16 protein-coding genes and 2 pseudogenes are annotated in these 25,388 nt (G+C 72.3%); 5 read left to right on the plus strand and 13 right to left on the minus strand.

Annotated features, from left to right (window positions below; translation table 11 throughout):
- A complete protein-coding gene (rfbC, locus tag G3I56_RS27700; protein ID WP_164413554.1) occupies positions 1–600 on the plus strand; it encodes a dTDP-4-dehydrorhamnose 3,5-epimerase in 600 nt (199 codons plus the stop codon).
- 82 nt (positions 601–682) lie between these two features.
- Here the strand turns inward: rfbC and G3I56_RS27705 are convergent, their stop codons facing one another.
- From G3I56_RS27705 to G3I56_RS27725, 5 genes are all read right to left on the minus strand, one after another.
- Positions 683–1,486 (minus strand): class I SAM-dependent methyltransferase, encoded by an 804-nt coding sequence (locus G3I56_RS27705; protein WP_164413556.1) that lies wholly within the window; start codon positions 1,484–1,486, stop codon positions 683–685.
- A complete protein-coding gene (gene rfbD, locus G3I56_RS27710) occupies positions 1,486–2,358 on the minus strand; it encodes a dTDP-4-dehydrorhamnose reductase (protein ID WP_164413558.1) in 873 nt (290 codons plus the stop codon). The genes G3I56_RS27705 and rfbD overlap by 1 nt, the downstream gene beginning before the upstream one ends.
- On the minus strand, positions 2,355–3,365 hold the full coding sequence (gene rfbB / locus G3I56_RS27715) for a dTDP-glucose 4,6-dehydratase (protein WP_164413560.1): 1,011 nt from the start codon (positions 3,363–3,365) through the stop codon (positions 2,355–2,357). Before rfbB ends, rfbD begins: the two co-directional genes overlap by 4 nt.
- Positions 3,362–4,429, minus strand: a complete 1,068-nt coding sequence (locus G3I56_RS27720) for a glucose-1-phosphate thymidylyltransferase (RefSeq protein ID WP_164413562.1) — start codon at positions 4,427–4,429, stop codon at positions 3,362–3,364. The genes rfbB and G3I56_RS27720 overlap by 4 nt, the downstream gene beginning before the upstream one ends.
- Positions 4,430–4,510: 81 nt before the next feature.
- The gene (locus G3I56_RS27725) at positions 4,511–6,952 is read right to left on the minus strand and encodes a SpoIIE family protein phosphatase (protein ID WP_164413564.1); all 2,442 of its coding nucleotides are present in this window, start codon (positions 6,950–6,952) and stop codon (positions 4,511–4,513) included.
- A gap of 191 nt (positions 6,953–7,143) precedes the next feature.
- On the opposite strand from G3I56_RS27725, the gene lanKC reads away from it, so the two are divergent.
- From lanKC to G3I56_RS45105, 4 genes and pseudogenes are all read left to right on the plus strand, one after another.
- Positions 7,144–9,786 (plus strand): class III lanthionine synthetase LanKC, encoded by a 2,643-nt coding sequence (gene lanKC, locus G3I56_RS27730; protein WP_164413792.1) that lies wholly within the window; start codon positions 7,144–7,146, stop codon positions 9,784–9,786.
- Positions 9,787–9,846: 60 nt separating this feature from the next.
- Positions 9,847–9,963 carry a SapB/AmfS family lanthipeptide gene (locus G3I56_RS27735; protein WP_164413566.1) on the plus strand — a complete coding sequence of 39 codons (117 nt, stop codon included), beginning with the start codon at positions 9,847–9,849 and terminating at the stop codon, positions 9,961–9,963.
- Positions 9,964–10,051: 88 nt separating this feature from the next.
- Positions 10,052–11,779, plus strand: a complete 1,728-nt coding sequence (locus tag G3I56_RS27740) for an ABC transporter ATP-binding protein (RefSeq protein ID WP_164413568.1) — start codon at positions 10,052–10,054, stop codon at positions 11,777–11,779.
- Between the two features lie 889 nt (positions 11,780–12,668).
- Positions 12,669–13,220, plus strand: a pseudogene (locus G3I56_RS45105) (ATP-binding cassette domain-containing protein); the annotation flags it as partial.
- Between the two features lie 297 nt (positions 13,221–13,517).
- On the opposite strand, the gene G3I56_RS27750 reads toward G3I56_RS45105, so the two are convergent.
- From G3I56_RS27750 to G3I56_RS27785, 8 genes and pseudogenes are all read right to left on the minus strand, one after another.
- A complete protein-coding gene (locus G3I56_RS27750; protein WP_343240069.1) occupies positions 13,518–14,132 on the minus strand; it encodes a response regulator transcription factor in 615 nt (204 codons plus the stop codon).
- A gap of 389 nt (positions 14,133–14,521) precedes the next feature.
- The gene (locus G3I56_RS27755) at positions 14,522–15,385 is read right to left on the minus strand and encodes an alpha/beta hydrolase (protein ID WP_343240070.1); all 864 of its coding nucleotides are present in this window, start codon (positions 15,383–15,385) and stop codon (positions 14,522–14,524) included.
- 21 nt (positions 15,386–15,406) lie between these two features.
- Positions 15,407–16,069 (minus strand): Tat pathway signal sequence domain protein, encoded by a 663-nt coding sequence (locus tag G3I56_RS27760; RefSeq protein WP_164413571.1) that lies wholly within the window; start codon positions 16,067–16,069, stop codon positions 15,407–15,409.
- Between the two features lie 114 nt (positions 16,070–16,183).
- Positions 16,184–16,721 (minus strand): annotated as a pseudogene (locus G3I56_RS27765) (cutinase family protein).
- Between the two features lie 268 nt (positions 16,722–16,989).
- Positions 16,990–18,246, minus strand: coding sequence for a PucR family transcriptional regulator (locus G3I56_RS27770; protein ID WP_164413573.1), 1,257 nt, complete (start codon positions 18,244–18,246; stop codon positions 16,990–16,992).
- Between the two features lie 143 nt (positions 18,247–18,389).
- Positions 18,390–19,391, minus strand: coding sequence for an alpha/beta hydrolase-fold protein (locus tag G3I56_RS27775; protein WP_164413575.1), 1,002 nt, complete (start codon positions 19,389–19,391; stop codon positions 18,390–18,392).
- A gap of 42 nt (positions 19,392–19,433) precedes the next feature.
- Entirely contained in the window at positions 19,434–23,525 is a 4,092-nt protein-coding gene (locus G3I56_RS27780; RefSeq protein WP_164413577.1) for a type I polyketide synthase, read from the minus strand.
- On the minus strand, positions 23,522–25,336 hold the full coding sequence (locus tag G3I56_RS27785) for a fatty acyl-AMP ligase (RefSeq protein WP_164413579.1): 1,815 nt from the start codon (positions 25,334–25,336) through the stop codon (positions 23,522–23,524). The genes G3I56_RS27780 and G3I56_RS27785 overlap by 4 nt, the downstream gene beginning before the upstream one ends.
- Positions 25,337–25,388 lie beyond the last annotated feature (52 nt).

Here is a 25,388-nt window from a genome sequence, read left to right on the forward strand (position 1 = left end):
ATGCGAGCACTGGACATCGAAGGCGCCTGGGTACTGGAGCCGAAGATCTTCCCGGACGACCGGGGCGCCTTCCACGAGTGGTACCGGGGCGAGGAGTTCCGCGAGGCCACCGGCTACGACCTCTCCCTGGCCCAGGCGAACTGCTCGGTCTCGCGCCGGGGCGTCGTCCGCGGGGTGCACTTCTCGGACGTACCGCCGAGCCAGGCCAAGTACGTGACATGTGTGCGCGGCGCGGTCCTGGACGTCGTGGTGGACATCCGGGTCGGCTCACCCACCTACGGCCAGTGGGAGGCGGTAAGGCTCGACGACGAGACCCGGCACGCCGTGTTCCTCGCGGAAGGCCTCGGGCACGCCTTCATGGCGCTCACCGACGACGCCACCGTGGTGTACCTGTGCTCGACGGGGTACGCGCCGGGCCGTGAGCACGGGGTGAATCCGCTCGACCCGGAGCTGGGCATCGCCTGGCCCGAGGGCATCGAACCGGTGTTGTCGGAGAAGGACGCCGAGGCGCCGACACTGGCGGAGGCGGAGCGGTCCGGGCTGCTGCCCTCGTACGAGGAGTGCAAGGCGTACTACGCGGAGCTGCGCGGCAACCGGTAACTCCCCCCACGGAAACGAACCGCGGCCCCGGCAGCTGATCAGTGATCAGCTGCCGGGGCCGCAGGTTTCGCTCGGTCCGGCGTCAGCGGCTGGTGCTCAGCGGCGCCAGGCTGCGGCGCAGCTGCTCCAGGCCCTTTCCGCGCTTGGTGCCGCGGTTGCGGGACCTGACGAGCGGGGCCCAGAAGCCGGCCTCGACGAAGGTCTCCGGCTTGATCGCGGGCGTCCGCTCCAGGACGCTCTCGGGCACCTTCTGCGGGTCCGGGACCTCGAACTCCGCGATGATCTCGTCGTACTTGTCCTTCAGTACCGTGTTGTCGGGGTCGGCGCCGAAGACGATGAGCTGTCCGGTGGGCGCCGTGTCGACGAGGACCGTGACCAGGTCGGGACGGTACCGGGCGAGGATCTCGATCAGCTTGTAGACGTCACCGGTCCAGGCGTTGGTGTGCCGGTCGCGGGCGGCCTCGTCGATGCTGCGCGGCAGCATGTCGTCGAGGACGATGACGCTGGCCCAGTCCGAGTGCTTCTCGACGTTGATGAAGTCGCGCAGCGCGTACTCGAACAGGTGCATGCCGTCGATGAACGACAGGTCGAGCGTGGTGCGCTGCCAGTGGCCGAACGGGCTGCGGTTGCGAGCCAGGTTGCGCAGCGGGTGCCGGCCGCCCTTGAGGTGGGCGAGGGGGTTCTCCCGGGCGAAGAAGTCGTCGCTGGTCGCCTTCGCGAGATGGACGTCGGTGCGGATCTCCGAGACCACCTTGAACGCGGGGTCGATCGCGATGCTCGGTACCCGGGACAGGGTCAGGCTTCGGCCGTCGTTGACGCCGATCTCCAGGTAGTTCCTGTTCGCGCTGACCTTGTGGAGCTCCCGGAGGAACTCATGGCGTTTCACTAGGAAATCTCCTTGCGGATGTGTGGCAGTGCTTCGTGCAGGGCGGTACGCCAGTCGCGGAGAGGTCCGAGACCGGTCTGCTGCCAGCGGCCGTGGCCGAGGACGCTGTACGCGGGTCGGGGTGCGGGCCGGACGAAGGCCGCGCTGGTGGTGGGGTGTACGCGGTCCGGGTCGGCGTCGATGAGGCGGAACACCTCACGCGCCAGCTCGAACCAGGTGGCCTCGCCGGAGTTGGTGGCGTGCAGGATACCGTTCGCCTCGGGGCCGATCCGAGGTCCGAGGTCGGCGATCAGTTCTGCGACGTCGGCGCTCCAGGTGGGCTGGCCGCGTTGGTCGTCGACGACGTCGAGGGTGTCCCGACGCGCCTCCAGGCCGATCATCGTAGCCACGAAGTTGCCGCCGTGGGCGCCGTACAGCCAAGCCGTGCGCAGGACGGCGCTCGCGTCGGGAAGCGTGGCCAGGACGGCCTGTTCACCGGCGAGTTTGGTGCGGCCGTACGCCGTGCGCGGGGCCGGGGTGTGGTCCTCGGGGTACGGGGCGCTGCGGGCCTCGCCGTCGAAGACGTAGTCGGTGGACACGTGGATCAGCCTGGCGCCGTGCTCGGCGCAGGCCTGGGCGAGCAGGCGCGGCCCGACGCCGTTGATCAGCAGCGCCGTCTCCTCGTCCGTCTCGGCGTCGTCGACGGCGGTGTAGGCGGCGCAGTTGACGACCAGGTCCGGGCGGTGTTCGGCGAGGACGCGGCGCACGTCGTCGGGGTCGGTGATGTCCAGAGCGGCGCGGGCGAGGCCCACGACGTCCTCACCGCGCCTGAGGAGTTCCGCGACGGTGTCGTGGCCGAGCATGCCGGCGGCGCCGGTCACCAGCCACTTCATTCGCTTACCCGCTTCCCGCCCCGGTCGCCCTTCTCGTCGGCGCCGACGAGGCGCTTGAGGGGCTCCCACCAGGCGCGGTTGTCGCGGTACCAGGCGACGGTGGCGGCGAGTCCGGCGGCGAAGTCGTGGCGCGGGGTGTAGCCCAGCTCGTCGTGGAGCTTGCCCCAGTCGACGGAGTAGCGCAGGTCGTGGCCCTTGCGGTCCTCGACGTACTCCACGCTGTCCCAGCCGGCCCCGCAGGCCTCCAGGAGCAGCCCGGTGAGCTCCTTGTTGCTCAGTTCCGTGCCGCCGCCGATGTTGTAGACCTCGCCGGACCTGCCGCCGGTGCGCACCAGGTCGATGCCCTGGCAGTGGTCGTCGACGTGCAGCCAGTCGCGGACGTTGAGGCCCTCGCCGTAGAGCGGGACCTTCTTTCCGTCCAGCAGGTTGGTGACGAAGAGGGGGATGACCTTCTCGGGGAACTGGTGCGGCCCGTAGTTGTTGGAGCAGCGGGTGACGCGGACGTCGAGGCCGTGGGTACGGTGGTAGGCGAGGGCGAGCAGGTCCGAGGACGCCTTCGACGCCGAGTAGGGCGAGTTGGGGGCCAGCGGATGGTCCTCGGGCCAGGAGCCGGACTCGATCGAGCCGTACACCTCGTCGGTGGACACGTGCACGAAGGGGCCGACGCCGTAGCGCAGGGCCGCGTCCAGCAGCACCTGGGTGCCCACCACGTTGGTACGGACGAAGTCGGCAGCCCCGTCGATCGAGCGGTCCACGTGGGACTCGGCGGCGAAGTGGACCACCTGGTCGGCCTCGGCCATCAGCTTGTCGACGAGTTCGGCGTCGCAGATGTCGCCCTGGACGAACTTCAGCCGGGGGTGCCCGACCGGCAGGTTCTCCAGGGTGCCCGCGTACGTGAGCTTGTCCAGCACGGTGATCCGGGGCGCGTCGGGGGCGTCGGACGCGAGGAGGGTGCGGACGTACGTGGAGCCGATGAATCCGGCGGCGCCGGTGACGAGGAGGTTCATGAGTGGATCTGCACCTTGCTGTGGTCTCCGAGGACTAGTCGGTGGGCGCTGGGAACACTGGGAGCCGGGGTCACCTCGACGTGCCTGCCGATGAGCGAGGACTCGATGCGGCCCACCCCGGCGATGGACGAGTCCCGCAGCACGATGGAGAACTCCAGCTCGCTGTCGGTGATCCGGCAGTTCTCCGCGACGGAGGTGAACGGCCCGACGTAGGAGTCGCTGACGACGGTTCCGGCGCCGATGACGACGGGTCCGACGATGCGTGAGCGGCTGATGCTCGCGCCGGCCTCGATCACCACTCGCCCTATGGTCTCGGACGCGTCGTCCACGTCGCCGTCGATCCGCCGATCCAGGCCCTCCAGGACCATGCGGTTGACCTCCAGCATGTCGGTGACGTTCCCCGTGTCCTTCCAGTAGCCCTTGATGAGCGTGGATCGTACGTCGGACCGGGCGTCGATGAGGTACTGGATGGCGTGGGTGATCTCCAGCTCGCCGCGCCCGGAGGGGCTGATGGCGCGTACGGCGTCGTGGATCGCCGGGGTGAAGAGGTACACGCCGACGAGCGCGAGGTCGCTCTTGGGGTGCTCGGGCTTCTCCTCCAGGCCGATCACCTGGCCGTCCGCGTCGAGTTCGGCGACGCCGAAGGATCGCGGGTCGGGCACCTGGGTGAGCAGGATCTGGGCGTCGGGGCGCAGTCTGCGGAACTCGGCGACGAGGTCGCTGATGCCGCCGATGATGAAGTTGTCGCCGAGGTACATGACGAAGTCTTCGTCACCGAGGAAGTCCCGCGCGATCAGCACCGCGTGGGCCAGGCCCAGGGGCTTCTCCTGCGGGATGTAGGTGACCTTCAGGCCGAACTTCGATCCGTCGCCGACCGCTTCCTCGATCTCGGCGGCGGTGTCACCGACGATCATGCCGACCTCGGTGATGCCCGCGTCGGCGAGGGATTCCAGGCCGTAGAACAGCACGGCCTTGTTGGCCACGGGTACGAGCTGCTTCGCCGAGGTATGGGTGATCGGCCGAAGCCGCGTGCCGGCGCCGCCGGAGAGCACGAGAGCCTTCATCCGTTCACCCTAGCTGCGATTTCCCACGACGTAATATCCGGTGCCGCAGCGTGACCGGTACGGGAGCCGGCCCGCGCGTCCTCAGGGCTCCAGCACGAGCTCGCTCCACACCTGTTTGCCGCCGCTGACCGGGACGGTTCCCCAGGCCGCCGACATGGCCTCGACCAGGAGCATGCCCCGGCCGCCGGTGGCCTCCCAGCCGAGGTTCGTCGGTCTGATGGGTGTACGGGGCGAGTTGTCCGCGACGGCGACGCGCAGTCGGCCGTTGAAGAGGGTGAGGTCGAGACGGACCTGCCCGTCGGTGTGCACGAGGGCGTTGGTGACCAGCTCGGAGACGACGAGGAGGATGGTGTCCATGTTCTCCTGGACGCCCGGTTCCCCCGCCACACCCCAGGCGCGCAGGGTGCGCCGGGTGAAGCGGCGGGCGTGCCGGACCGCCTCGGGCACCCGCCACACCGTCCAGCTCTCCCGCAGCGGGCGCAGTTCCATGCCGTCGTAGCGCAGCAGGAGCAGTGCCACGTCGTCGTTGCGGTTGGCGCCCGCGAGCAGGGCGTCGGCGACCAGGCCGAGGTGGGCGGGGTCGGCGGCGGCGAGGTCTGCGGCGAGAGCGTCGAGGCCGTCCTCGATGTCGATCTGGGCGGACTCGACGAGACCGTCGGTCGTGAGGGCGATGAGGGTGCCGGGCTGGAGGCGGAGCATGCTCATCGGGTACTCGGCCCGGGCCAGCACGCCGAGCGGGGGGCCGACGTCGGACTCGGTGATCTCGGTGGTGCCGTCGGGATGGCGGACGACCGGGGGGAGGTGGCCGGCGCGGACGTACCAGGCGGTGCCCTCCTCCATGTCGACCTCGACATAGCAGCAGGTGGCGAAGAGGTCGGTCTCCATGTCGACAAGGAGACGGTTGGCGTGGGAGACGACGACGTCCGGCGGGTGGCCCTCGACGGCGTACGCGCGCAGGGCGGTGCGCATCTGGCCCATGAGGGTGGCGGCGCCCGCGTTGTGGCCCTGGACGTCGCCGATGACGAGGCCGACATGGTTGTCGGGCAGCGGGATCACGTCGTACCAGTCGCCGCCGACCTCCAGGCCCTCGGTGGTCGGGAGGTAGCGGGCCTCGGCGACTCCGCCGGGCAGCTTGGGCAGGCGGCGGGGCAGCAGGGAGCGCTGCAGCATCCCCACGAGTTCGTGTTCGGCGTCGAAGGCGTGGGCGCGGGTCAGTGCCTGTCCGGCGAGGCCGGCGGCGGCGGTGAGCAGGGCGCGTTCGTCGGTGCCGAACTCGTGCGGGCTGTCCCAGCCGATCAGGCAGATGCCGGCCATCCGGCCGCCGGCGGGCAGCGGCAGCACGGCGAGTCCGCCGGGGCCGACGCCGTCGAGCGCGGGCTCCAGTTCGGTGCCCGCGGGCCAGATGGCGGCCCTGCCCTCGCGCAGGGCGGCGGCCAGTGTCGGCATGGAGCGGACGGGTGACTCGGGCCACTCGGAGCGCCACTCCAGCCGCCACAGCTCGGGCCAGGACTCGGGTTCGGGCGGGTCGAGGACGGTGACGACGAGCCGTTCGTTGTCCAGTTCGGCGAGGGCGATCCGGTCGGCCAGCAGCGGCTCGCGCAGCGCGGTGACAACCGCCTGGCTGACGTCACGGACGGTTCCGGCGGTGGCCAGGGCTGCGGCGAGGCGCTGGACGCGGGCCACGTCGGTGACGCCGGAGCGCAGGGTGGAGGCGTCGCCGACCGTGCCCACGAGCCGGGCGGCCCGTCCCTCCCCGGCGGTCACGAGCCGCCCGCGCAGCCGCAGCCATCTCGGCGGGCCGGCGGGCTGGAGCACCCGGAACTCCAGTTCCCGGTCGCCGATGGACATGTGGTCGGCCTCGACGACCGACATCAGGGAGGGCAGGTCCTCGGGCACGGTCAGGCCGAGCAGGGTCTCGACCTTGCCGTCGAAGTCCGCCCGGTCGAGGGCGAACAGTTCGAGGAGTTCGTCGCCGACCTCGACGCGCCCGCTGTCCATGGCGAGGCTGAAGGCACCGGCCGCCAGTTCGCCGGGGTCTCCTGCGGCGGGCGGAGCGGGCCAGGCGACGGCTTCGGCGAGCAGCCCGAGGCAGTCCCGGGCGCTTTCGTCGAAGCCCCCGGGATGCTCCGTCACGGCGAGCAGACAGCCCCCGTCACCGACCGCCGCGCCCGCGCGCACGGGCAGGGCGGCCAGGTGAACGTCGCCGGCCGGCATCCGCCGGTACTCGGCGCACTCGGCGAGTTCGTCGGGGCCGAGCCAGACCGGCCGTCCGGTGCGGTGGGCGTCCGCGGCGGGCGAGTGGGCGGCCACGGGGTAGCTGTCGCGCAGGCCGTACAGCGTCCGCGGCACGCCGGCCGACTCGACGAGACACAGCACGTCACCGGTGTCGCCCGGGGTGTAGACCGCGGCGACGGTCGCGCCCGCGAAGACGAGCGTCTGTTCGAGGATGCGGCGGAGGCGCTCACGGGGGTCGAGGTCGACGGTGAGCGACTTCAGGGCGAGTTCGGCACGCGCCGTTCTCATTCCGCGTCCCGCCTCCTCACTGACCACGTCGTCATTACAGCGCGTATGGGGCGCAGGCGCAGCCCCTGACGCTCCGGGCGTTCGCCCCGGCCCCCACCCGTGCGTTCCGCACAGTGCTCTCGTGACAGCTGTGACTGTCGGGACCCGTGCACGGACTGGAAGGCTCGGTGCAAGCCATCGAGGAGGCGGGCATGGACCAGCGGTACGAGGTGTACGCACTCGCCGACCAGCACTTCTACGAGACGCCCGACCGACTCTCCGCAGCCGGCCAGGCCGCTCCCCTGTTCGAGACGGCCGGCCGTGCGGTGCCGGAGGGCTGGCGGGCGGGACGGATCGGCGACTGGCTGGCACTGACGCCGCTCGGTCCGGACGGCGACCCGCTGCCCGGACCCACCCAGGGCTGGAAGGTGCACGCTTCCGCCACCCGGGCGAACGCGGAGCGGATCGCCGCGGCGGTGTGGGACTACTGCGTGCCGCGCGGGATCCCGTTCAAGTTCCTGCCGGGCCCCCATCTGCTGCATCTACGGAACACCAAGTACGCGGGCCGGGACGGCAGCGGGAAGTTCGTGACGATCTACCCGGCCGACGAGGACCTTCTGCATCAGGTGCTGACCGAGCTGGGCGCGCTGCTGGAGGGCTGCGAGGGCCCGTACATCCTCACCGATCTGCGCTGGCACGACGGTCCGCTGTACGTCCGTTACGGGGCGTTCGCGCGCTCCTTCGTCGTCGACGAGCGCGGCTCGCTCGTGCCCGCTGTCCGGGACGGCGAAGGCCGGCTGGTGCCGGACCGGCGCGCGCCCTCCTTCCAGGTCCCGGAGTGGGTGCGGCTGCCCGAGTTCCTGGAGGCGCAGCTCGCGGCCCGCAACGCGACAACCGTGAGTGACCTGCCGTACCGCATCGAGAAGGCCCTGCACTTCTCCAACGGCGGCGGTGTGTACGTCGGCACCGACACGCGCGACGGGCGTCGGGTCGTCCTGAAGGAGGGGCGTCCGCATGCGGGCCTGGCGGCCGACGGCGCGGACGCGATCAGTCGGCTGGAGCGCGAGCGGGCGGCGCTGGAACAGGTGTCGGGGCTCGGGACGGTGCCCGAGGTGCGTGACTGGTTCACGCTCGGGGACCACCGCTTCCTCGTCATGGACTTCATCGAGGGGCGCCCCCTCAACTCCTTCTTCGCCGAGCGCCACCCGCTGCTCACCCACGATCCCGATCCGGAGGCGGTGGCCGCCTACACGCGGTGGGCGCTGCGTATCCACCGTGCGGTCGAGGAGACCGTCGAGGCGGTGCACGCGCGCGGGATCGTCTTCAACGACCTGCACATCTTCAACATCATGGTCGCGCCCGACGAGGAGTCGGTGTCCCTGGTCGACTTCGAGGCGGCGGCGCCGGTCGAGGAGCGGGGCCGCCAGGTCGTCGCCCACCCGGGGTTCTTCGCCCCGCCCGACCGCCGGGGCCTGGACGTCGACCGGTACGCGCTGGCGTGTCTGCGGCTCGCGTTCTTCATGCCCCTGACCACCCTGTTCGTGGTGGACCGCGGTAAGGCGGCCCACCTGGCCGAGGTGATCGCCGGCCAGTTCCCGGACGTACCGGCGGAGTTCCTGGCCGGGGCGGTCGCCGAGATCACCCGTGACGTGTCCGCGCCGGGACCCGGTCGCCCCGCGCCCTCGCCGCCCGCCGTTCCCGTGGAGCCCGGCGACTGGCCGTACAGCCGGGACTCGATGGTGAAGGCGATCCTCGCCTCCGCCACCCCCGACCGCGACGACCGCCTCTTCCCGGGTGACATCACCCAGTTCTCCGACGGCGGCGGACTCGGCGTCGCGCACGGCGCGGCCGGGGTGCTGTACGCGCTGTCCCACGCGGGCGCCGAACGGTACGAGGAGGGCGAGCGCTGGCTGCTGGCCCACACAGACCCGGTGCCGGTGGGCACGCCGTTGGGGCTGTACGACGGACTCGCGGGCGTCGCCCATGTCCTCGACCTGCTCGGGCACCGCACCCGCGCGCTGGACCTGATCGACGTCGTCCTCCGGGAGAAGTGGCACAAGCTCTCCTCGGACCTGCGCGGCGGTCTCGCCGGGCTGGGCCTGGTCCTCGGCGGGCTGGCGCGCACTACCGGGGAGCCGGAGTTCGCAGAGCGGGCCCAGGACGTCACTGACATCCTGGTGAGCCGTCTGGACGAGCCGCTCCCGGACCCGTCGAAGCGCCGCGCCGGGCTGCTGCGGGGCGCGAGCGGGCCCGCGCTGCTGTTCCTCCGGCAGTACGAGGCGACAGGCGACCCCGCGCTGCTCGAAGCGGCCGGTACGGCGCTGCGCCGGGACCTGGACCGCTGCGTCGTCCAGCGGGGCGGCGGTCTCGAGGTCGACGAGGGATGGCGGACCATGCCGTACCTCGCGGAAGGCAGCGTGGGGATCGGCCTGGTCCTCGACGACTACCTGGCACTCGACGCGGCCGAGGGGCGCTCCCGGACCCGTTCCGACGGGCGCGAGGGCTTCGAGGAGGCCCGGGACCGGATCCTGACCGCGGCCGCCTCCCGCTTCTACGCCCAGCCCGGTCTGTTCCAGGGCAGGGCCGGCATGATCCTGCACCTCGCCCGCACCGGCGCCCCCGAGGCACGGCAGCGGGAACAGATCGCGGGGCTCGGCTGGTACGCGATGTCGTACCAGGGCCAACTGGCCTTCCCCGGGCACCAGATGATGCGGCTCTCCATGGACCTGGGCACCGGTACCGCGGGCTGTCTGCTCGCGCTCGGCGCGGCCCTCGACGAGACGGCCCCCGCCGCACTGCCCTTCCTCCCGCCGCTACGGCGGCCCCAGAACGCGGCTCCCCACAAGGAGTCGTGACACGACACCCGTCCCCACAGAAGATCCCGGAACCCACCGGGACCGACGAAAGGAATCGACATGGCACTGCTCGACCTTCAGACGATGGAGTCCGACGAGACCGCCACCACGGGCGCCTACAGCACGCTCAGCCTGCTGTCCTGCGTCAGCGCGGCCAGCGTCACCCTCTGTCTGTAAGCACTTCCGCAGGGGCGCCGGGCGGTCTTTCCCACTCGTGGGAAGGCCCGCCCGGCGGTCCGTCATCCCCCGTCGGAGGGCCCACCCGATGACGACAACCACCCATGACCGGCCGGCCCGGGCCGCGGACACCGCCTCGCCGCTGCGCGCGACCGTGCGCCGCACCGGGGGACGCTGTGCGGTCCTGTTCCTGGTCGCCACGGCCTCGACCGGTCTGAGCCTGGCCCTGCCGCTGACCCTGGGGCGGGCCCTGGACGCCCTGCTGACGACCCCGGGCGGTGCCGGCGCCATGCGCTGGGTGCTGTGGTGCGCCGGAATCGTCCTGCTGCTCGCCGTCCTCGACGCCGTGGAGACCGTGCTGAGCGGGACCACGAGCGCCCGCGCCACGGCGTGGCTGCGGCACCGGCTGACCGGGCATCTGCTCGCCGTGGGCCCACGGGCCGGGGAGCGTTTCGGGTCCGGCGACCTGGTGGCCCGCCTGGTCGGAAACGCCGCGCAGGCGGGGACCGCGCCCGCCGCCCTGGCCGCGCTCGTGGCCGCGCTCGCCGGACCGGTCGGCGCGGTGGTGGCGCTCGGCCTGCTCGACCCGTGGCTGGCGGCGGTGTTCCTCGCCGGGGCGCCTCTGCTGGCCCTGCTGCTGCGGACCTTCACCCAGGACTCCTCCCGGTGCGTGGCCGACTACCAGGACGCCCAGGGGCGGATCGCGAGCGGGCTCGCGGAGGCGATCGGCGGGTCCCGCACCATCGCCGCGTGCGGCACGGCGGACCGTGAGGTGGCCCGGGTCCTGCGGCCCCTGCCCGAACTCACCCGCGCGGGCCACCGGATGTGGCACGTCCAAGGGCGCGCGGCGGCCCGGGCGGTCGCCCTGGCCCCGTTGCTGCAACTGGGTGTCGTGGCAGTGGCGGGTGTCCTGCTGGTCCACGGCCGGCTGACGGTGGGCGAGATGCTCGCCGCCTCGCGGTACGCCGTCCTGGCGGCCGGGGTGGGCGTCCTGGTCGGGCAGTTGTCGGGGCTGGTCCGGGCCCGCGCGTCGGCCCGGCGCCTCGGCGAGGTGCTGGCCGAACCGGTGACGGTGTACGGCAGCCGCCGCCTGCCGCCGGGGCAGGGCCGGCTGGAGCTGCGCGGGGTCACGGCCCGCCGCGGCGGACGTACGCTCCTGGACCGCGTCGACCTGGTCGTGCCCGGGGGCAGCACACTCGCCGTGGTCGGCCGCTCCGGCGCGGGCAAGTCCCTCCTCGCGGCCCTCGCCGGACGCCTGGCCGATCCCGACGACGGAACCGTGCTCCTGGACGGCGTACCGCTGCCCGAGCTGGACCACGACGAGCTGCGCCGCGCGATCGGCTGTGCCTTCGAGCGCCCCGCCCTGCTGGGCGACACCGTCGCGGACACGATCGGCTTCGGCGTCCGGGCGGCACCGCCCGACCGGATCAGGGCCGGCGCCGCCGCCGCCCGCGCCGACACGTTCGTACGCCGGCTGCCCGACGGCTACGCCACCCCCTGCCGGGACGCGCCCCTGTCCGGGGGCGAGCGGCAGCGCCTCGGCCTCGCCCGGGTGCTGGCCCGCGACAGCAGGCTGCTCGTCCTCGACGACGCACTCTCCAGCCTCGACACGGTCACCGAACACCAGGTCGTCGACGCCCTGCTGCACCACTCCCCCGGCGGCACCCGGGTGATCGTCGCCCACCGGGTCTCCACGGCGGCCCGCGCGGACACGGTGGCCTGGCTGGACGGAGGACGGATGCGAGCGGTCGGAACACATGCGCGACTGTGGCGCGAGAAGGGATACCGGGAGGTGTTCGCGGATGCGCAAGGGTGAGTGCGCCCGGCGGCAGCCGGCCGGGAGGTACGGCCTAGGCGCGCGTGGGCTGCGGTTTCTGCGGCAGCAGCGGCGGGTCGTGGTGCGGCTCGTGCTGTGGTCCGTGCTGGAGACCGCGCAGACCTTCCTCATGGGCTACGCCCTCGCCCGCGCCCTCGACGAGGGGTTCCTGCGCGGCCGGACGGGCGTCGGACTCGGGTGGCTGGGGGTCGCCGTGCTCGCGGTGGCCGTCGGGGCGTACGGCACCGGGCGGGTGTACCGGGCGGTCGCCTCCCTCGTCGAGCCGTTGCGGGACCGGCTCGTGGAGCGGGTGGTGGCGCGCGGGGTCCGGGAGGCGGAGGGCGGGGCGCTCTCCGCGCTGACCCAGCAGGTGGAGATCGCCCGGGACACCTTCGCCGGAGTGGTGATGGTCTCCCGTTCCTTCGTCTTCACGGCCGCGGGCGCGCTGATCGGGTTGGGCTCGCTGGCACCGCCCCTGCTGCTGGTGGTGGTGCCCCCGCTGGTCGCCGGCGTCGGCCTGTTCGCGGCGAGCATGCGCCCGCTGGCGCACCGCCAGGAGGCCTTCCTCGTCGCCGACGAACGCCTCGCCGACCGGCTCGGCGACGTCTGCGCCGGACTGCGGGACGTGACCGCCGCAGGCGCGGAGGAGCAGGTGGCGGCCGACGTCGGCGAACGGGTCGAGGCCGAGCTGCGGACGGCCCGCTCGCTGGCCCACTGGGGAGTGCCCCGCGTGGCGTCGATCGCCGTCGGCGGTCAGCTCCCCATCGTCCTGCTGCTGCTGACCGCGCCCTGGCTGCTGCGCAGCGGCGTCACACCCGGTGCGCTGGTCGGCGCGCTCGCCTATGTCACCCAGTCCCTGCTGCCCGCCCTCCAGAACCTGGTCCACGGCATGGGCACGAGCGGCTCCCGGCTCGCGGTGGTACTGCGCCGCCTGGTGCCGCCCGGTCCGGCGGCGGAAGGCGGCAGCGGTCCGGACCCCCGCCCCGCCCACACCCACACCCACGCGAGGGCGCCCGCCCTGACCGTCTCCGGCCTCACCTTCGCCTACGGGCCCACCAGTGCGCCCGTCTTCGAGGGCCTCACCCTCAGCCTGCCCCCGGGCACGCGACTCGCCGTCGTCGGCCCCAGCGGCATCGGCAAGTCCACCCTCGTCTCGCTGGCCGCCGGACTCCTCGAACCCCGGCACGGCGCGATCCGGCTGTGCGGGCATCCGGTACCCGGTGACACCGCCCACGCGCACCGGGTCGTCATACCTCAGGAGGCATACGTGTTCGGCGGGACGTTCGCCGAGAACCTCGGCTGTCTACGGCCGGATCCCGTGCCCGAGTCCGAGCTGCTGGCCGCCGCCGAGGCGGTCGGGCTCGCCCCGCTCCTCGCCCGGCACGGCGGTCCCGGGGGCCTGGTCGAACCGGCCACGCTGTCGGCGGGGGAACGCCAACTGATCGCGCTGACGCGGGCCTGGCTCTCGTACGCCTGTGTGGCGCTCCTCGACGAGGCGACCTGTCATCTGGACCCGGCGGCCGAGGAACGCGCCGAGCGGGCCTTCGCCTCCCGGGCCGGCACCACCCTGGTCGTGGTCGCGCACCGGATCGCCTCGGCGCGCCGGGCGGACCGCGTCCTCGTCATGGACGGCCGGCACTGCGCGTACGGGACGCACGACGAACTGCTGGAGCGCTCGTCCCTCTACCGCGATCTGGTGGGCAGCTGGTCGGCGATGCCGTCCGAGCCGTCGGAGCCGTCAGAGCCAGCCCTCGCCCTGCGAGATACGGATGGCGTCGACGCGGTTGCGGGCTCCGGTCTTGCGGGTGATGGCCGCCATGTAGTTGCGCACGGTTCCGTGGGACAGGTGCAGGCTGCCGGCGATCTCCGCGACGGACGACCCCTCCGCGGCGAGTGACAGGACGCTCAGCTCACGCGGGGTGAGCGGAATCTGGGTGGCTCTGAGGAAGCCGAAGCCGAGCGAGTCGTCGACGAAACGTTTCCCCGCCGCGACCTTCCGGATGGCGGACACCAGTCGCTCCGGCGCCCCCTCCCTGTCCTTGTCGACGTAGCCCAGCGCGCCCGCCTCCGCCGCCCGCTTCAGCAGGCCCGGCCTTTCGGCGCTGGCCAGTACCAGCAGCCGCGGGGCGGGTGCGCCCGCCCCGCGCCCCCGTAACTCGCCCAGCGGCGGTATGCCGTAGGTGTCCAGGCTCTCCAGGTCGGCCGCGCAGACATCGGGCCGCAGCGACCGCACTCTGCCCCCGGCCCGCTGCCAGGAGGCGTCGGACACACCGAGGTCGGACTCTCTGCTCAGCCACTCCGCCAGGACCGACCGCATCAGACACGCGTCGTGCACCAGAAGTACTCGGATCACTGCCGCTCCTTCACTCACATCGCCCCGGGTTCACCGCTGTCGCGTGTGCCCCCTTTTCGGCTTCCGTCTCTCGCGGCGGCTCCAGGGCGTGCAGAACCGGCCAACAGGGTGCGTGGCGGAACCACGTCGGACTCGGGTTCGGGCGGATCGAGGACGGTGACGACGAGCCGTTCGTTGTCCGTCGTGCGGGATCGTCGCGCGGGTACGGAACGGTCCTCGTGCAGCAGGACGACGCTGACGACTCGCTGTCCGGCGCCACCCCCACGTAGACGCGTAGGACGACCTTGCGGCGCGGCGGGCGGGCCGAGGAAGGCGGGTTTCTTCCGGGCACGGAGAAAGGGCGCCCGAACTGGACAGATGTCCGTCAGGCGCCCTTCGCTCCCGGTGGGTTACACCGGGCAGGTGATCTGGAAGTCGACCGTGTTGGGGTCGTTCGGAGCCGGGCACAGGAACTGGTTGTAGCGGGTGTCGCTGTCGACGAAGCGCTTGAGCCAGGCGATGCTGTACTTGGCGACCGTGGTGTTGGGCTCGGCGAAGGTGAAGTGGTCGGCGTTCTTCAGGTTGATGAACGCCTTGTCGGGGGCGTTGGTTATGGCGTTGTAGGCGGGCAGGGCGAACTGGGCGACGGAGGCGACCGTGTCGCCGTCGGCGCCGAAGATCATGGTGGGCACCTTGATCTGGTCACCGACGTTGGTCACGTCCCAGGGCGCCAGGGGGATCGCCGCCTTGAGGGACGGAGTGTTCGCCGCGCTTTCCAGCGTGCCGCCACCTCCCATCGACCAGCCGATCAGGGCCGACCGGCTGGGATCGATCCGGCTTTTCACCGCGCTCTTGGTCGTCAGATAGTCCAGCGCGGCCAGCAGCTGGCTACCGCGGTCACCTGGCGGGTCCCACGGCGCGTTGCTGTCCAGGGTCAGCACCACGAAGCCCTGGGAGGCCAGCCGGGGTCCGTACCAGGCGATCTGCGACTGGGCGGCGAAGAAGCCCGGCATGACGACGATGGACCCGAAGGTGCCCTGACTGGTGTCGGTGGGGTAGTAGATGGTGCCGTTGTTGAAGCCCGGGCCGCTTCCTGACGGCACGTTGGCCGTAGCGGTGGCGAACGGGCCGGTGGCGGCGGTGATGATCGCCTCGGTCGGGTTCGGGCCGCGCTGGTAGGGGTTTGCGGCACTGGCCTGGGAGGGGGCGGCGATGGCGATCGAGGCGACGATCGCGAGGGTCGCCATGAGCGCACGGGGGCGGAGCAGTTTCACGGGAGTCCTCTCGGGGGGCTGTCAGTTGGTGTAGACGGCGGGGGCGCCGCTGACACTGCTGTCGACCACGGGGGCGTAGGTGGCCGTGAAGTAGCTCTTGCTGTTGCACAGGAACGAGCCTGAGGACTTGGTGAACGCCTGGTTGGTGAAGGTCAGGCTGTTGGTGCTGTTGCTGCTCACCGCGGTGAGGCTGGGCGCCCGGTAGACGCAGGTGACGGAGCCCAGCAGGGTGGAGAGCACGACCGTGGTCTGGATCGCGCTGCCCGAGGCCGGGGTCACCGTGACGGTGCCGTCGGAGGCGGCGGACGTGTTGTACGGCAGGGCGTTGACAGTGAGGCTCTGGACGGCGGAGACGCCCAAGACGTTGCTGGTGCAGCCGCTGAAGGTCTGGGAGGTCGCGGACTCGGTGGCGGTGCCGGGGGCGGCCGGGTTCGACGTCACCGTGGCGGAGAGCGTCGAGCCGGAGCAGGTGATGCCCGAGGTGCCGTTGAGGCTGGTGGTGATGCTGGCCGTAGTGCCGGTCGCCAGCGAGGCGGTGAATACGTCGCCGACGGAGACGGCGTTGCCGCCGGCGGCGCCGTAGGTGAGCACGGCGCTGTCCGCCGAGGCGGTGGCGGTGGAGAGGAGGGCCAGGGCCGTCAGGGCGGCGGCGCCTGCGAGAGCGGAGACAACGTATCTGGGCATGCGGGTTCCTCCGGTACGGGTGCGGGTGGTGGAGACGGGTCGCCGATCCCCGGCTCGGGGTGAAGACGGCGGCCCACACAGGGGGTTGGGGACTGCGGGAACGGGATACCGGGGTCAGGGCTTGCCTGCGGCGAAGGCTGCTGCCTCTTCCGCGTTGACCGTGTGGCCGAGATGGGCGGAGATGTCCGTACCGGCGAACTGGCAGAACGGGTCGCCTGTGGCGCAGAAGTCGATGGTGCGGCTCGCGTATGTTCCCGTGACTTTTTTGCCCAGGAATCCGATGGGGTTACCGAACACTCTCACTGCTGATACCGATCGAATTGTCGACCGCATTGGCGCCCTGCGAGTAGCCGACCAGAATGAATCGCCGATTTGGACAGACCGCCGCCTGACCCACGACGCGGCTCACCATTTCCGCATTTCCCTAAGTCGGCGAGGTGGGGGTGAGGTCCGCCGGACAGGCCACCTGGTAACTGGTGAGCGTCTTCCCGGGGATCGCCTGTCGGAGGGCGGCGAAGACCGGATCACCGACAATCAGGCCGAGGGAGCCGTCCGTGCCGAGCGGGCCTGGTTCGAAGGTGCCACGGGCGACAAGGACTTCGATGTCCGAACACGCCACCGCTGAGGCGGTGGGGGCGGCCTGGACGGCCAGGCCCGCGCTGCCGGCGAGGACAGGCTAGCTAATACGCGTTTTCGACGTAACCACGAAAATCGCATGGTCGAACCTCCGCACGTCGTGCGCGACCGGCCCCGTATCCGAATTCCTGGAGTGACCGCGCGGCGAATGGGCTGCCCCAAAAGGTAGGCCGCCGCGCAATATCTGTGTTAGTCACTCGATTGACAAATGTGGTCCCGGTTTTCCTCGGCGGATGAGCATTGGGAAGACCAAGTAGCCGGGGCGGGTGCGGGTGCGAAGAGGTTCAGCCGCCGGTCGAGCGCACGGAGGAAACCGACAGGCGGACGGGTTCCGGTACCGGCTGGAGATGCTCGCGGGGCGACCCGGAGGCCGCGCCGGCCCGCAGGGCGAGTTCCAGCTCGAAACGGGTCTCGGAATCCCGCAGGGAATCGCCGAACAGTTTCTCCAGCTGGCGCATCCGGTACCGCACGGTCTGCGGATGGAGGTGCAGCCGCAGGGCGGTGCCACCGACGCTGCTCTCGCTCTGCAGCCACGCCAGCAGCGTCTCCGCCAGCCGGTCGCGCTGCGGCGCCGGGATTCCGGCGAGCGGTGCGAGAACCCGGTGCGACAGGGCCCGGACCAGCGACTCGTCCGCGTACAGGATCAGCGTCGAGAGATGGTCGGCGCACCGGACCAGGCCTTCGCCGGGCAGGACACCGCGCTGTATGAGCGACAGGGCACGGGCCGCCCAGCGCAGCGAGTCCGCGATCTGGGCGAGCGGCACCGTCGGCCCGACCGCGGCCGGCCGGCCCCGCAGGGCGGGGGCGAGAGCTCGTCCGTGCGAGGGGCCGGTGGTGTCCGGGTCCGGGATGACCAGCCGGGCCGGGCGGGCGGTCATGTCGGCCAGCACTCCGGCGGGCAGCAACTGCCGTTCGTCCTCCTCCTGCCCGGTCCCGCCCACGGCTATGACGGCGACCCGCCGCGGCACCGGCCAGCGCGCCGCGCGGGCCAGTTCCTCGACGGTTTCCGGCGAGGCGGGCAAGTCGGCGAGCAGCAGGTCCAGCAGGCGCTTGCGGCGCCGTTGCAACTCACCGCTGCTGCGCAACCGGGCCTCGGTGTGGCCTTCGGTGGCCGCCTGCATGATCTCGTGCATGTGGGTGAAGGCCGCGTCCGCCAGCGCGGCCACTTCACCGGAGTCCAGGGTGAGTTCGTCGGCGGCCTTCATCATGCGCCGCCACGCGGCCCGCCCGCCGAGCCGGAGCGCGGCCTGCAGCACTTCGAGGCCGCGGCCCTCGCCGGACTCGCCACGCCCGATCTCCTGGTAGGTGTGGACGACGTGCTCCAGGTCCCGCTTCTTGCCGGTGTCGGCGATGCGGTCCACGAAGAGTGTCAGGGCCTGGTTGACTCCGGCTCTTATCGTCCGCACGTACGCGTCGTCGGCCGGCCGCGCGTACTCGGGCACCTGAAGCTGTACCTCGCGCTCGACCTCGCCGGCGATCTCGTCGAGCTGCGGGCGCAGGAACTCTGCCAGTCGTTGGGGGACAACGGCGAAGGGATCCATGCTGTTTGCTCCTGCCGTCGGTCAGGCGGTATGACCGACGACGATATCCCTCCGCCGAACTCTGGTGCCCTGTACGGGAGTTACAAGTCGGAGCCAAGGCCTTGTCCGTGCGCGACAAGGCCGTGGGTACATACCCGTACGGGTCAGGCCGGCAGGCCGAGCGCTCTGGCGAGGACCGGCCAGGAGCTTGTGAACTCCCGCTGCCAGTCGCTCCATTGGTGCCCGCCGCCCGGATAGACGTGCTGGGTGGCCGGGATGCCCAGCTGGCCGAGAGTGGTGACGAAGTTCTGCGTGGAGCTTGTCACCAGGCTCTCCAGGACCCCGGGTGTCACGGAACCGGTGCCGCCGGTGATGATCTGCAGGAGGGCGAGGACGGCGCCGAGCCCTCCGTTGAGACTGCCGGTGCCGACGGAAACGTAGAGCGCCGTGCCGCGCAGGCCGCTCGCGCGTGCCACGGGGTTGAAGTCCTCCCAGACGGCGGAGTCGGTCGTCGGGGCGCCCCACAGCATCAGGGGGTCGAGATTCTCCCGGCGCACGATCGCCTCGACGATCTTCGGCATGTTCGTCACGGTGGTGGCGGGGATTCCGCTGTACGACGCGGCGGCCACGAACGTTCCCGGGTTGCGGGCGGCGTGCGCCATGGCTCCGTATCCGCCGGTCGACACCCCGGCCACGGCCTGGACGGTGGAGGCTCGATAGGAGGCGCGCAGGACCGCGGTGACCTCCCGAAGCTGGAACGTCTCGTGGTCGGGGCCGGTCTTCCAGCGCGTGGGAATGCCGGTGGGCCCGCCGTCCGGCATGGCCACGATCAGATCCCGGTTGGCGGTGAACGCCTCGATGTCGGTCTCGCGGGTCCACGAGTTGTAGTCGTCGTGCGCGCCGTGCAGCAGGTGGAGCACCGGCCAGGTGCGGCCCGGCTGGGCGGCGTAGGAGGTCGGCAGGATGATCCGCACGGGCGCGGTTCGGCCCAGGGCGGCCGAGGGGATGTTCAGGTCGTAGGTGCGGGGACCCAGTTGGGTGGCGGTGACGCCGGCGGCCGAGGCTCGCCAGGTTCCGGTGAGCGCGCCCGCGACACCGAGGGCGGCGGCCTTGGCGAGGGTGCGGCGGGAGAGGCCGTGGCGAGGAACGGACGGGTGGTCGGACATGGCGGGCGGCTCCTTGTGAGGTGATGTCGGCGAACGGGGTGTTCAGCCGAGGGCCCGGTTCAGGTGGTCGGCGATAACCTGGGCGTGCGGCGGGTCGAGCAGTGACAGGTGGTGTCCCGGGACGCGGACGATCTTCAGGTCCGGGCAGAGTTCGTCCCAACCGAGGGCGTCGTCCTCACGCTCGTACGCCGGATCGCGCACCGTGTGCGGCGCGGGCTCGGTGGCGCGGTAGAGGATCACCCGGCCGTCGTACGAACGGGGGGTGTGCGTCTCGCCGGTCCGCAGGTCCAGGTACGAGGTGCGCTGGTGTTCCAGCGCGGCGGGCGGGATGTCGGCGACCGCGCTCAGGGCTTCCAGCACCAGGTCGATACGGCCCCGGTCGTCGAGCCGCGCGAGCTGCGGGTAGGGCAGGTCCAGCCGCGCGCCGTAGGTGCGGGCCACGTACGCGGTGAATCCCTCGAAGTGCTCGCGGGCCACGTCCCACGCGGTCTGTCCGGGCGGGCGCAGCGGACGTACCGAGTCGATGATCACCACCGCGTCGGGGGGTGCGAACTCGGCGGCGAGCAGCCGGGCGGCCTCCTGCGCCACGAACCCGCCGTACGACCATCCGCCGATCCGGTAGCGGCCATCGGGCCACGCCTTGCGGATCGCCTCGGCGCACAGTCGCGCCCTCGCGGCGACCGTGTCCACCTCCTCGACCCTGTCCACCCCGTACACCGGCAGCCCGGGTGCCAGCAGCCCGGCGAGCGGACGGTAGACGTCCGGGGTGCCGCCCGCGGCATGAACCAGTATCAACGGCGGTCGGTCGCCCTCCGGCCTCAGGACGCGCAGCGGGTACGGCATGGGCCGGGCCGCGGGGCGACGGGCGACCGGAGTGCGTGGCAGGCGTTCCCGCGGTTCGTCGCGCGGGGAGAGGGCGATCACGTCGGCGGCGGCCTGCACGGTGCCGGCCAGCAACAGGTCGCTCAGCGAGAGCGAGACTCCGAACTCGCGCACCGCGGCCTCGCGCAGGCGGACGGCCATGAGCGAGTCGAGGCCGAGGTCGGTGAGCGGGGTCTCGGGGGTGATCTGCTCCGGGAAGTGGCCGGTGATGGCGGCGATCTGGCGGACGAGCCGTTCGGTGACCGACCCGGGACCGGTCCCCGGCTCCGGCGGCGCTGGGGAATCGGCCTCCGGAAGTGTGCGCTCGTGCTGTGGGACGTCGGCCGACAGGCTGCCGTTTCCGTGCGTCCACCAGTGGCGGGTGTGGCGCCAGGACGGGAGCGGAACGTCGACGACCTCGCCGTGCGGGTGGAGGAGACGGGCCGGGAAAGGGTGGCCCGCGGCGTTCAGGGCGGCCAGCTGACTGCGGAAGGTGAGGGCGGGGTCGTTGCCTCTGCGCAGGGTGGGCAGGTGGAGAGCGCCGGGCAGGTTCTCGGCGAGGGGGTGCAGGAGCACGGGGTGCGGGGAGATCTCGATGAAGGTGTTGTGCCCGTCGGCCGCGGCGGCGGCCAGCGCACCGGCGAGCCGGACCGGGCGGCGCAGATTCTCCGCCCAGTACGCGGCGTCGAAGGTACCGGGACGGGTGGGGTCGTCGTGGACGGTGGAGTAGACGCGGACGGCACCGTCGGTGCGGCCCTGGATTCCGCCCAGATGGGCCGTCAGTTCGGGCAGCAGCGGCTCGACCTGGGGTGAGTGCCCGGCGCCCTGGACGGGCATGGTGCGGGCCGGGCGGCCCTGTGCCTCGAGGTGGTCGACCAGCCGCGAGACAGCCTGTGCCTCACCGGTGACGATCTTCTGCCGGGGCGAGGAGTGCACGGCGAGGTGTACACCGGGGAACTTCCGCTCCAGGTCACCGAGTTCGTCGTCGGCCAGGTCCACGACCGCCATCGCCCCGCCGCGCAACGTGGCGAGCAGCCGGGACCGTACGGCGATGACACGGGCGCCGTCGGCGGGGTCGAGTGCCCCGGCGACGACGGCCGCCGCGACCTCGCCCATGGAGTGCCCGATGACGGCGACGGGCTGAACGCCGTAGGAGCGCCAGAGTTCGGCCAGCGCCAGTTGGGTGCCGTAGAGGAGGGGTTGGGCGGTCTCGACCTGTCGCAGGTCGTCGTCCGTGCAGTCGGCGAGCAGTTCGTGCAGGGAGATGCCGCACCCGGCCGCGAGCACCGGCTCCAGCTTCTCCACGGCGGCGGCGAACGCGGGCTCGCAGCCGAGGAGTTGTCGGCCCATGGCGGCCCACTGGGTGCCGTAGCCGGAGAAGACCCACACCGGGCCGGGTCCGAGCCGGTCCCGGTCGCCGGTGCTGACGTATGGATGGGGGCGGCTTGCGGCCAGCGCGCGCAGGGCGTCGGTCAGTGCGTCGCGGTCGGGGGCGACGACGGCCGCGCGGGCGGCGCCGCGGCCGGCGCGCCCGGCGAGGGTGCGTGCGACGTCCTGGAGCCGGGCGGCGCTCCCGTCGGGCGTGCCGAGCCAGTCGGCGAGCCGTCCGGCGGTGTGCCGGACCCGGGCCGGATCGGCGTCGCTGAGCTGCACCAGGGTCGCGGTGCCGGGGGTGAGGAGGGCTCGCACGGCGGCGGGCCGGCCGGGCTGCCACTCCTCGAGTACGGCGTGCGCGTTGGTGCCGCCGAAGCCGAAGGCGGAGACTCCGGCGGTCGCGGTGCCGCTGTAGCGGGGCCAGGGTTCGGGTTCGGTGACGAGCCTCAGAGGTTGGTTGTCCAGAGCCGGCCGGTCGCCGTGCAACGAGCCGGGGATGACGCCGTGGTGGAGTGCGAGAATGGCCTTGACCAGCCCTGCCACCCCCGCGGCTGCCTCCAGGTGGCCCAGGTTGCTCTTGACCGAGCCGAGCAGCAGCGGCTGGTCGGGGTGGCGTCCGCGGCCCAGGACGGCGGCCAGTGCGCCCGCCTCGATGGGATCGCCGAGCGGGGTGCCGGTGCCGTGCGCCTCCACGTAGTCCACGGTCGACGGATCGACGTCGGCGCGCGCGTAGGCCGTCTCCAGGAGGGCGCGCTGGGCCGCCGGGTTGGGTGCGGTGAGGCCGTTGGAGCGGCCGTCGGAGTTGACGGCGGTGGCCGTGATGACGGCGAGGACCCGGTCGCCGTCGCGCAGCGCGTCGCTGAACCGCTTGAGGACCACCACGGCACAGCCCTCGGCACGGACGATGCCGTCGGCGGTGACGGAGAACGGCTTGCACCGGCCGTCGGGCGAGAGGGCACCGGCACGGCCGAACGCGACGGTGACGACCGGGGTGAGCAGCACGTTGGCCCCGGCGGCGAGCGCCGTGTCGCAGTCGCCGCCGCGCAGCGCGACGCAGGCCTGGTGGACGGCGACGAGGGAGGAGGAGCAGGCAGTGTCGACGGCGACGCTCGGGCCACGCAGATCGTAGACGTAGCTGAGCCTGCCCGCCGAGATCGAGGTGGCGCCCCCGGTGGTCGCCCAGGCGTCGAGGGCTGCCGGGTCGGCGGCGGTGAGTCGGCTGTAGTCGGGGGCGGAGACGCCCACGAAGACCCCGGTGTTGGTGCCGGCCAGGGAGGCGGCGGGTATGGCGGCGTGGTCGAGGGCCTCCTGGGTGACCTCCAGCAGCATGCGCTGCTGCGGATCCATCGAGTCAGCCTCGCGCGGGGAGATGCCGAAGAAGGCGGAGTCGAATCCGGTGAGGGTGGCGTCGTCGAGGTATCCGCCCCAGGGGCTGGCGTCCGGCGGCTCCTGGGTGACGAAGTCCCGCCGGCGCTCCTCGGACACCCGGTCGACGGCGTCGCCGCTTTCGACGAGCAGCCGCCAGTAGTCGTCGGGGCCCTGCACCCCGCCGGGGAGGCGGCAGCCGACGCCGACCACGGCGACCGGTTCCTCTTCGGTGTCGGCCCGGGGGGCGTGCCCGACGGCCGGGCCGCGAGCCTGGCCGGGGGCCGGACCACCGCTGAGCAGGGCGACCAGTCCATTGACGGTGGACGTCTCCCACAGCAGCGTCGCCGGCAGTTCCCTGCCAAGCGCGTCGGCCAGCTCTCCGGCGATGGCGACCGCGTCCCGGGAGGACAGCCCGAGCTCCGCCAGCGGCCGGTCTCCCGCGATGTCCCCACCGGGCACCCCGGACCAGTGGGCGACCCGTTCGACGACCAGCCGCCGCAGGCCGACGGAGTCGGTAGGGGACCCGCTCATGCCAGGCCCCGCTCGAAGCTGTAGGAGAAGCCGTCGAGATAGCGCGAGCGGGTCAGCGTACGGGAGACCTTGCCGCTGGAGGTGCGGGGCACGGCCCCGGGTGGGACGAGCAGTACGTCGGTCAGTCGCAGGCCGTGCCGGGCGGAGACGGCGGCGCGTACGGCGGCGGCGACCTCCTTGTGGTCGCGGGCCTGCGGGGACAGGCCTCGGGCGTACTCGGCGACGACCACCGCGCGCTCCGCGGCGATGGTGGCCCCGGCCGCCGCGCCGCCACCGGGGGCGTGATCGGCGGGGACGGCGAAGGCGGCGAGACGGTCCGGACGTATCGCCCGGTGGGCGGCCTGCGCGGTGGCCTCGACGTCCTGCGGGTAGTGGTTGCGGCCGTCCACGATGATCAGGTCCTTCAGACGGCCGGTGACCAGGAGCTGCCCGTCGAGCATCGTCCCGAGATCGCCGGTGCGCAGCCAGTGACCGGGCAGGCGCCCCAGCCGGGCATGGAAGGTCTCACGGGTCTGCGGCTCACTGCCCGCGTAGCCACGCCCGACGTTGGGTCCCTGGACCCAGATCTCGCCCACCTCCCCTGCCGGCAGGGGGATCGCGGTGGCCGGGTCGACGATGTGCACCGACTGCCCGACGGATTCACCGCAGGCGGCGAGCAGAACCGCGGCGGGGTCGTCGGGAGCGACCAGGAGAGCCTTGCCCGCCGCCAGCGCCTCCCGGTCCAGGGCGTACCGGCTCAGCGGCTGTCCGGGCCGGTGGGCGCTGACGAAGACGGTGGCCTCGGCGAGCCCGTACGACGGGCAGTGGACGTCGACCGGAAGGCCCTGCTCGGCGAAGGCCGCGTGGAAACGGTCGACGGTTTGGGGCCGTACGGGTTCGCTGCCGTTGACGAGCACGGCGACCCGGTCCAGCCGCAGGCCGGCCTTGTCCTCGTCGGTGACGACGGCCGCGCAGTAGTCGTACGCGAAGTTCGGCGCCGCGGTGAGAGTGCCCGGGTGGTCGGAGAGCAGGCGCAGCCAGCGGGCGGGCCGCTGCAGGAAGGCGACGGGGTCCATGAGGACGGACAGCAGCCCGCCCACGACGGGAGCGGCGACGCTGAGCACCAGACCCATGTCGTGGTAGAGCGGCAGCCAGCCGACCGTGGTGGCGAGGGGGGTGCCGACGCCGTATGCGGTGAGCGCCTGGCGGGCGTTGGCCACGACGTTCGCGTGCGAGATCTCGACGCCGGTGGGAAAGCGGGTCGATCCGGACGTGTACTGGAGGTAGGCGATCGTCCGTTCGTCCGGAGCGGGTGGCAGCGGGCCGCCCGCCCGGTCGTCGGGGACGAGGTCGGTGACGACCAGGCTGGGCCGCAGGTCGTGGGCGTCGAGGAAGGCGCGTACGGAGTCGGCCGCGCCGCTGGTGGTGAGTACGGCGGAGGGCCGCGCGTCGGCCAGGACTCCGGCCAGACGGTCGGCATGTCCGGGCAGGTCGGGGGTGAACAGGGGGACGGCGACGATGCCGGCCCTGAGCGCGGCGAGGAAGCCGATGACGTAGTCGGTGCCCTGGGGTGTGAGCAGCGCGACGCGTTCGCCGGGCGCCACGGTCTCGGCCAGCCGGGCGGCGACCGCGCGGGTCCGGATGTCGAGGCGGTGCCAGGTGAGCGTACGGAGGCTGCCGGACAGGCCGGGAGAGGTGTGGTCGGCGAAGGTGAACGCGCGGCGGCCGGGGGTGTGGTGGGCCCAGTGCGCGAGATGGGCGGGCAGGGTGGCCAGGTGTTCCGGTGCTGCGGAGGATCTGCCAGGGGCGTGCGGCAGGGCGTGCGCGGGCATGGGGGAGCTCCTCACGTCACTGGTCGTGTCCCCGTCCGGGGGCATGTGGTTA

Origin of the sequence: Streptomyces sp. SID12488, assembly GCF_010548275.1 — a bacterium.
Taxonomy (GTDB): Bacteria; Actinomycetota; Actinomycetes; order Streptomycetales; family Streptomycetaceae; genus Streptomyces.

Coding starts and splice junctions, on each gene's coding strand:
- lanKC (WP_164413792.1), top strand. CDS start 7,144: ATGGACCAGCGGTACGAGGTGTACGCACTCGCCGACCAGCACTTCTAC.
- G3I56_RS27770 (WP_164413573.1), bottom strand. CDS start 18,246: ATGGATCCCTTCGCCGTTGTCCCCCAACGACTGGCAGAGTTCCTGCGC.
- rfbD (WP_164413558.1), bottom strand. CDS start 2,358: ATGAAGTGGCTGGTGACCGGCGCCGCCGGCATGCTCGGCCACGACACC.
- G3I56_RS27775 (WP_164413575.1), bottom strand. CDS start 19,391: ATGTCCGACCACCCGTCCGTTCCTCGCCACGGCCTCTCCCGCCGCACC.
- G3I56_RS27735 (WP_164413566.1), top strand. CDS start 9,847: ATGGCACTGCTCGACCTTCAGACGATGGAGTCCGACGAGACCGCCACC.
- rfbB (WP_164413560.1), bottom strand. CDS start 3,365: ATGAACCTCCTCGTCACCGGCGCCGCCGGATTCATCGGCTCCACGTAC.
- G3I56_RS27760 (WP_164413571.1), bottom strand. CDS start 16,069: ATGCCCAGATACGTTGTCTCCGCTCTCGCAGGCGCCGCCGCCCTGACG.
- G3I56_RS27785 (WP_164413579.1), bottom strand. CDS start 25,336: ATGCCCGCGCACGCCCTGCCGCACGCCCCTGGCAGATCCTCCGCAGCA.
- G3I56_RS27740 (WP_164413568.1), top strand. CDS start 10,052: ATGACGACAACCACCCATGACCGGCCGGCCCGGGCCGCGGACACCGCC.
- G3I56_RS27725 (WP_164413564.1), bottom strand. CDS start 6,952: ATGAGAACGGCGCGTGCCGAACTCGCCCTGAAGTCGCTCACCGTCGAC.
- G3I56_RS27720 (WP_164413562.1), bottom strand. CDS start 4,429: ATGAAGGCTCTCGTGCTCTCCGGCGGCGCCGGCACGCGGCTTCGGCCG.
- rfbC (WP_164413554.1), top strand. CDS start 1: ATGCGAGCACTGGACATCGAAGGCGCCTGGGTACTGGAGCCGAAGATC.
- G3I56_RS27780 (WP_164413577.1), bottom strand. CDS start 23,525: ATGAGCGGGTCCCCTACCGACTCCGTCGGCCTGCGGCGGCTGGTCGTC.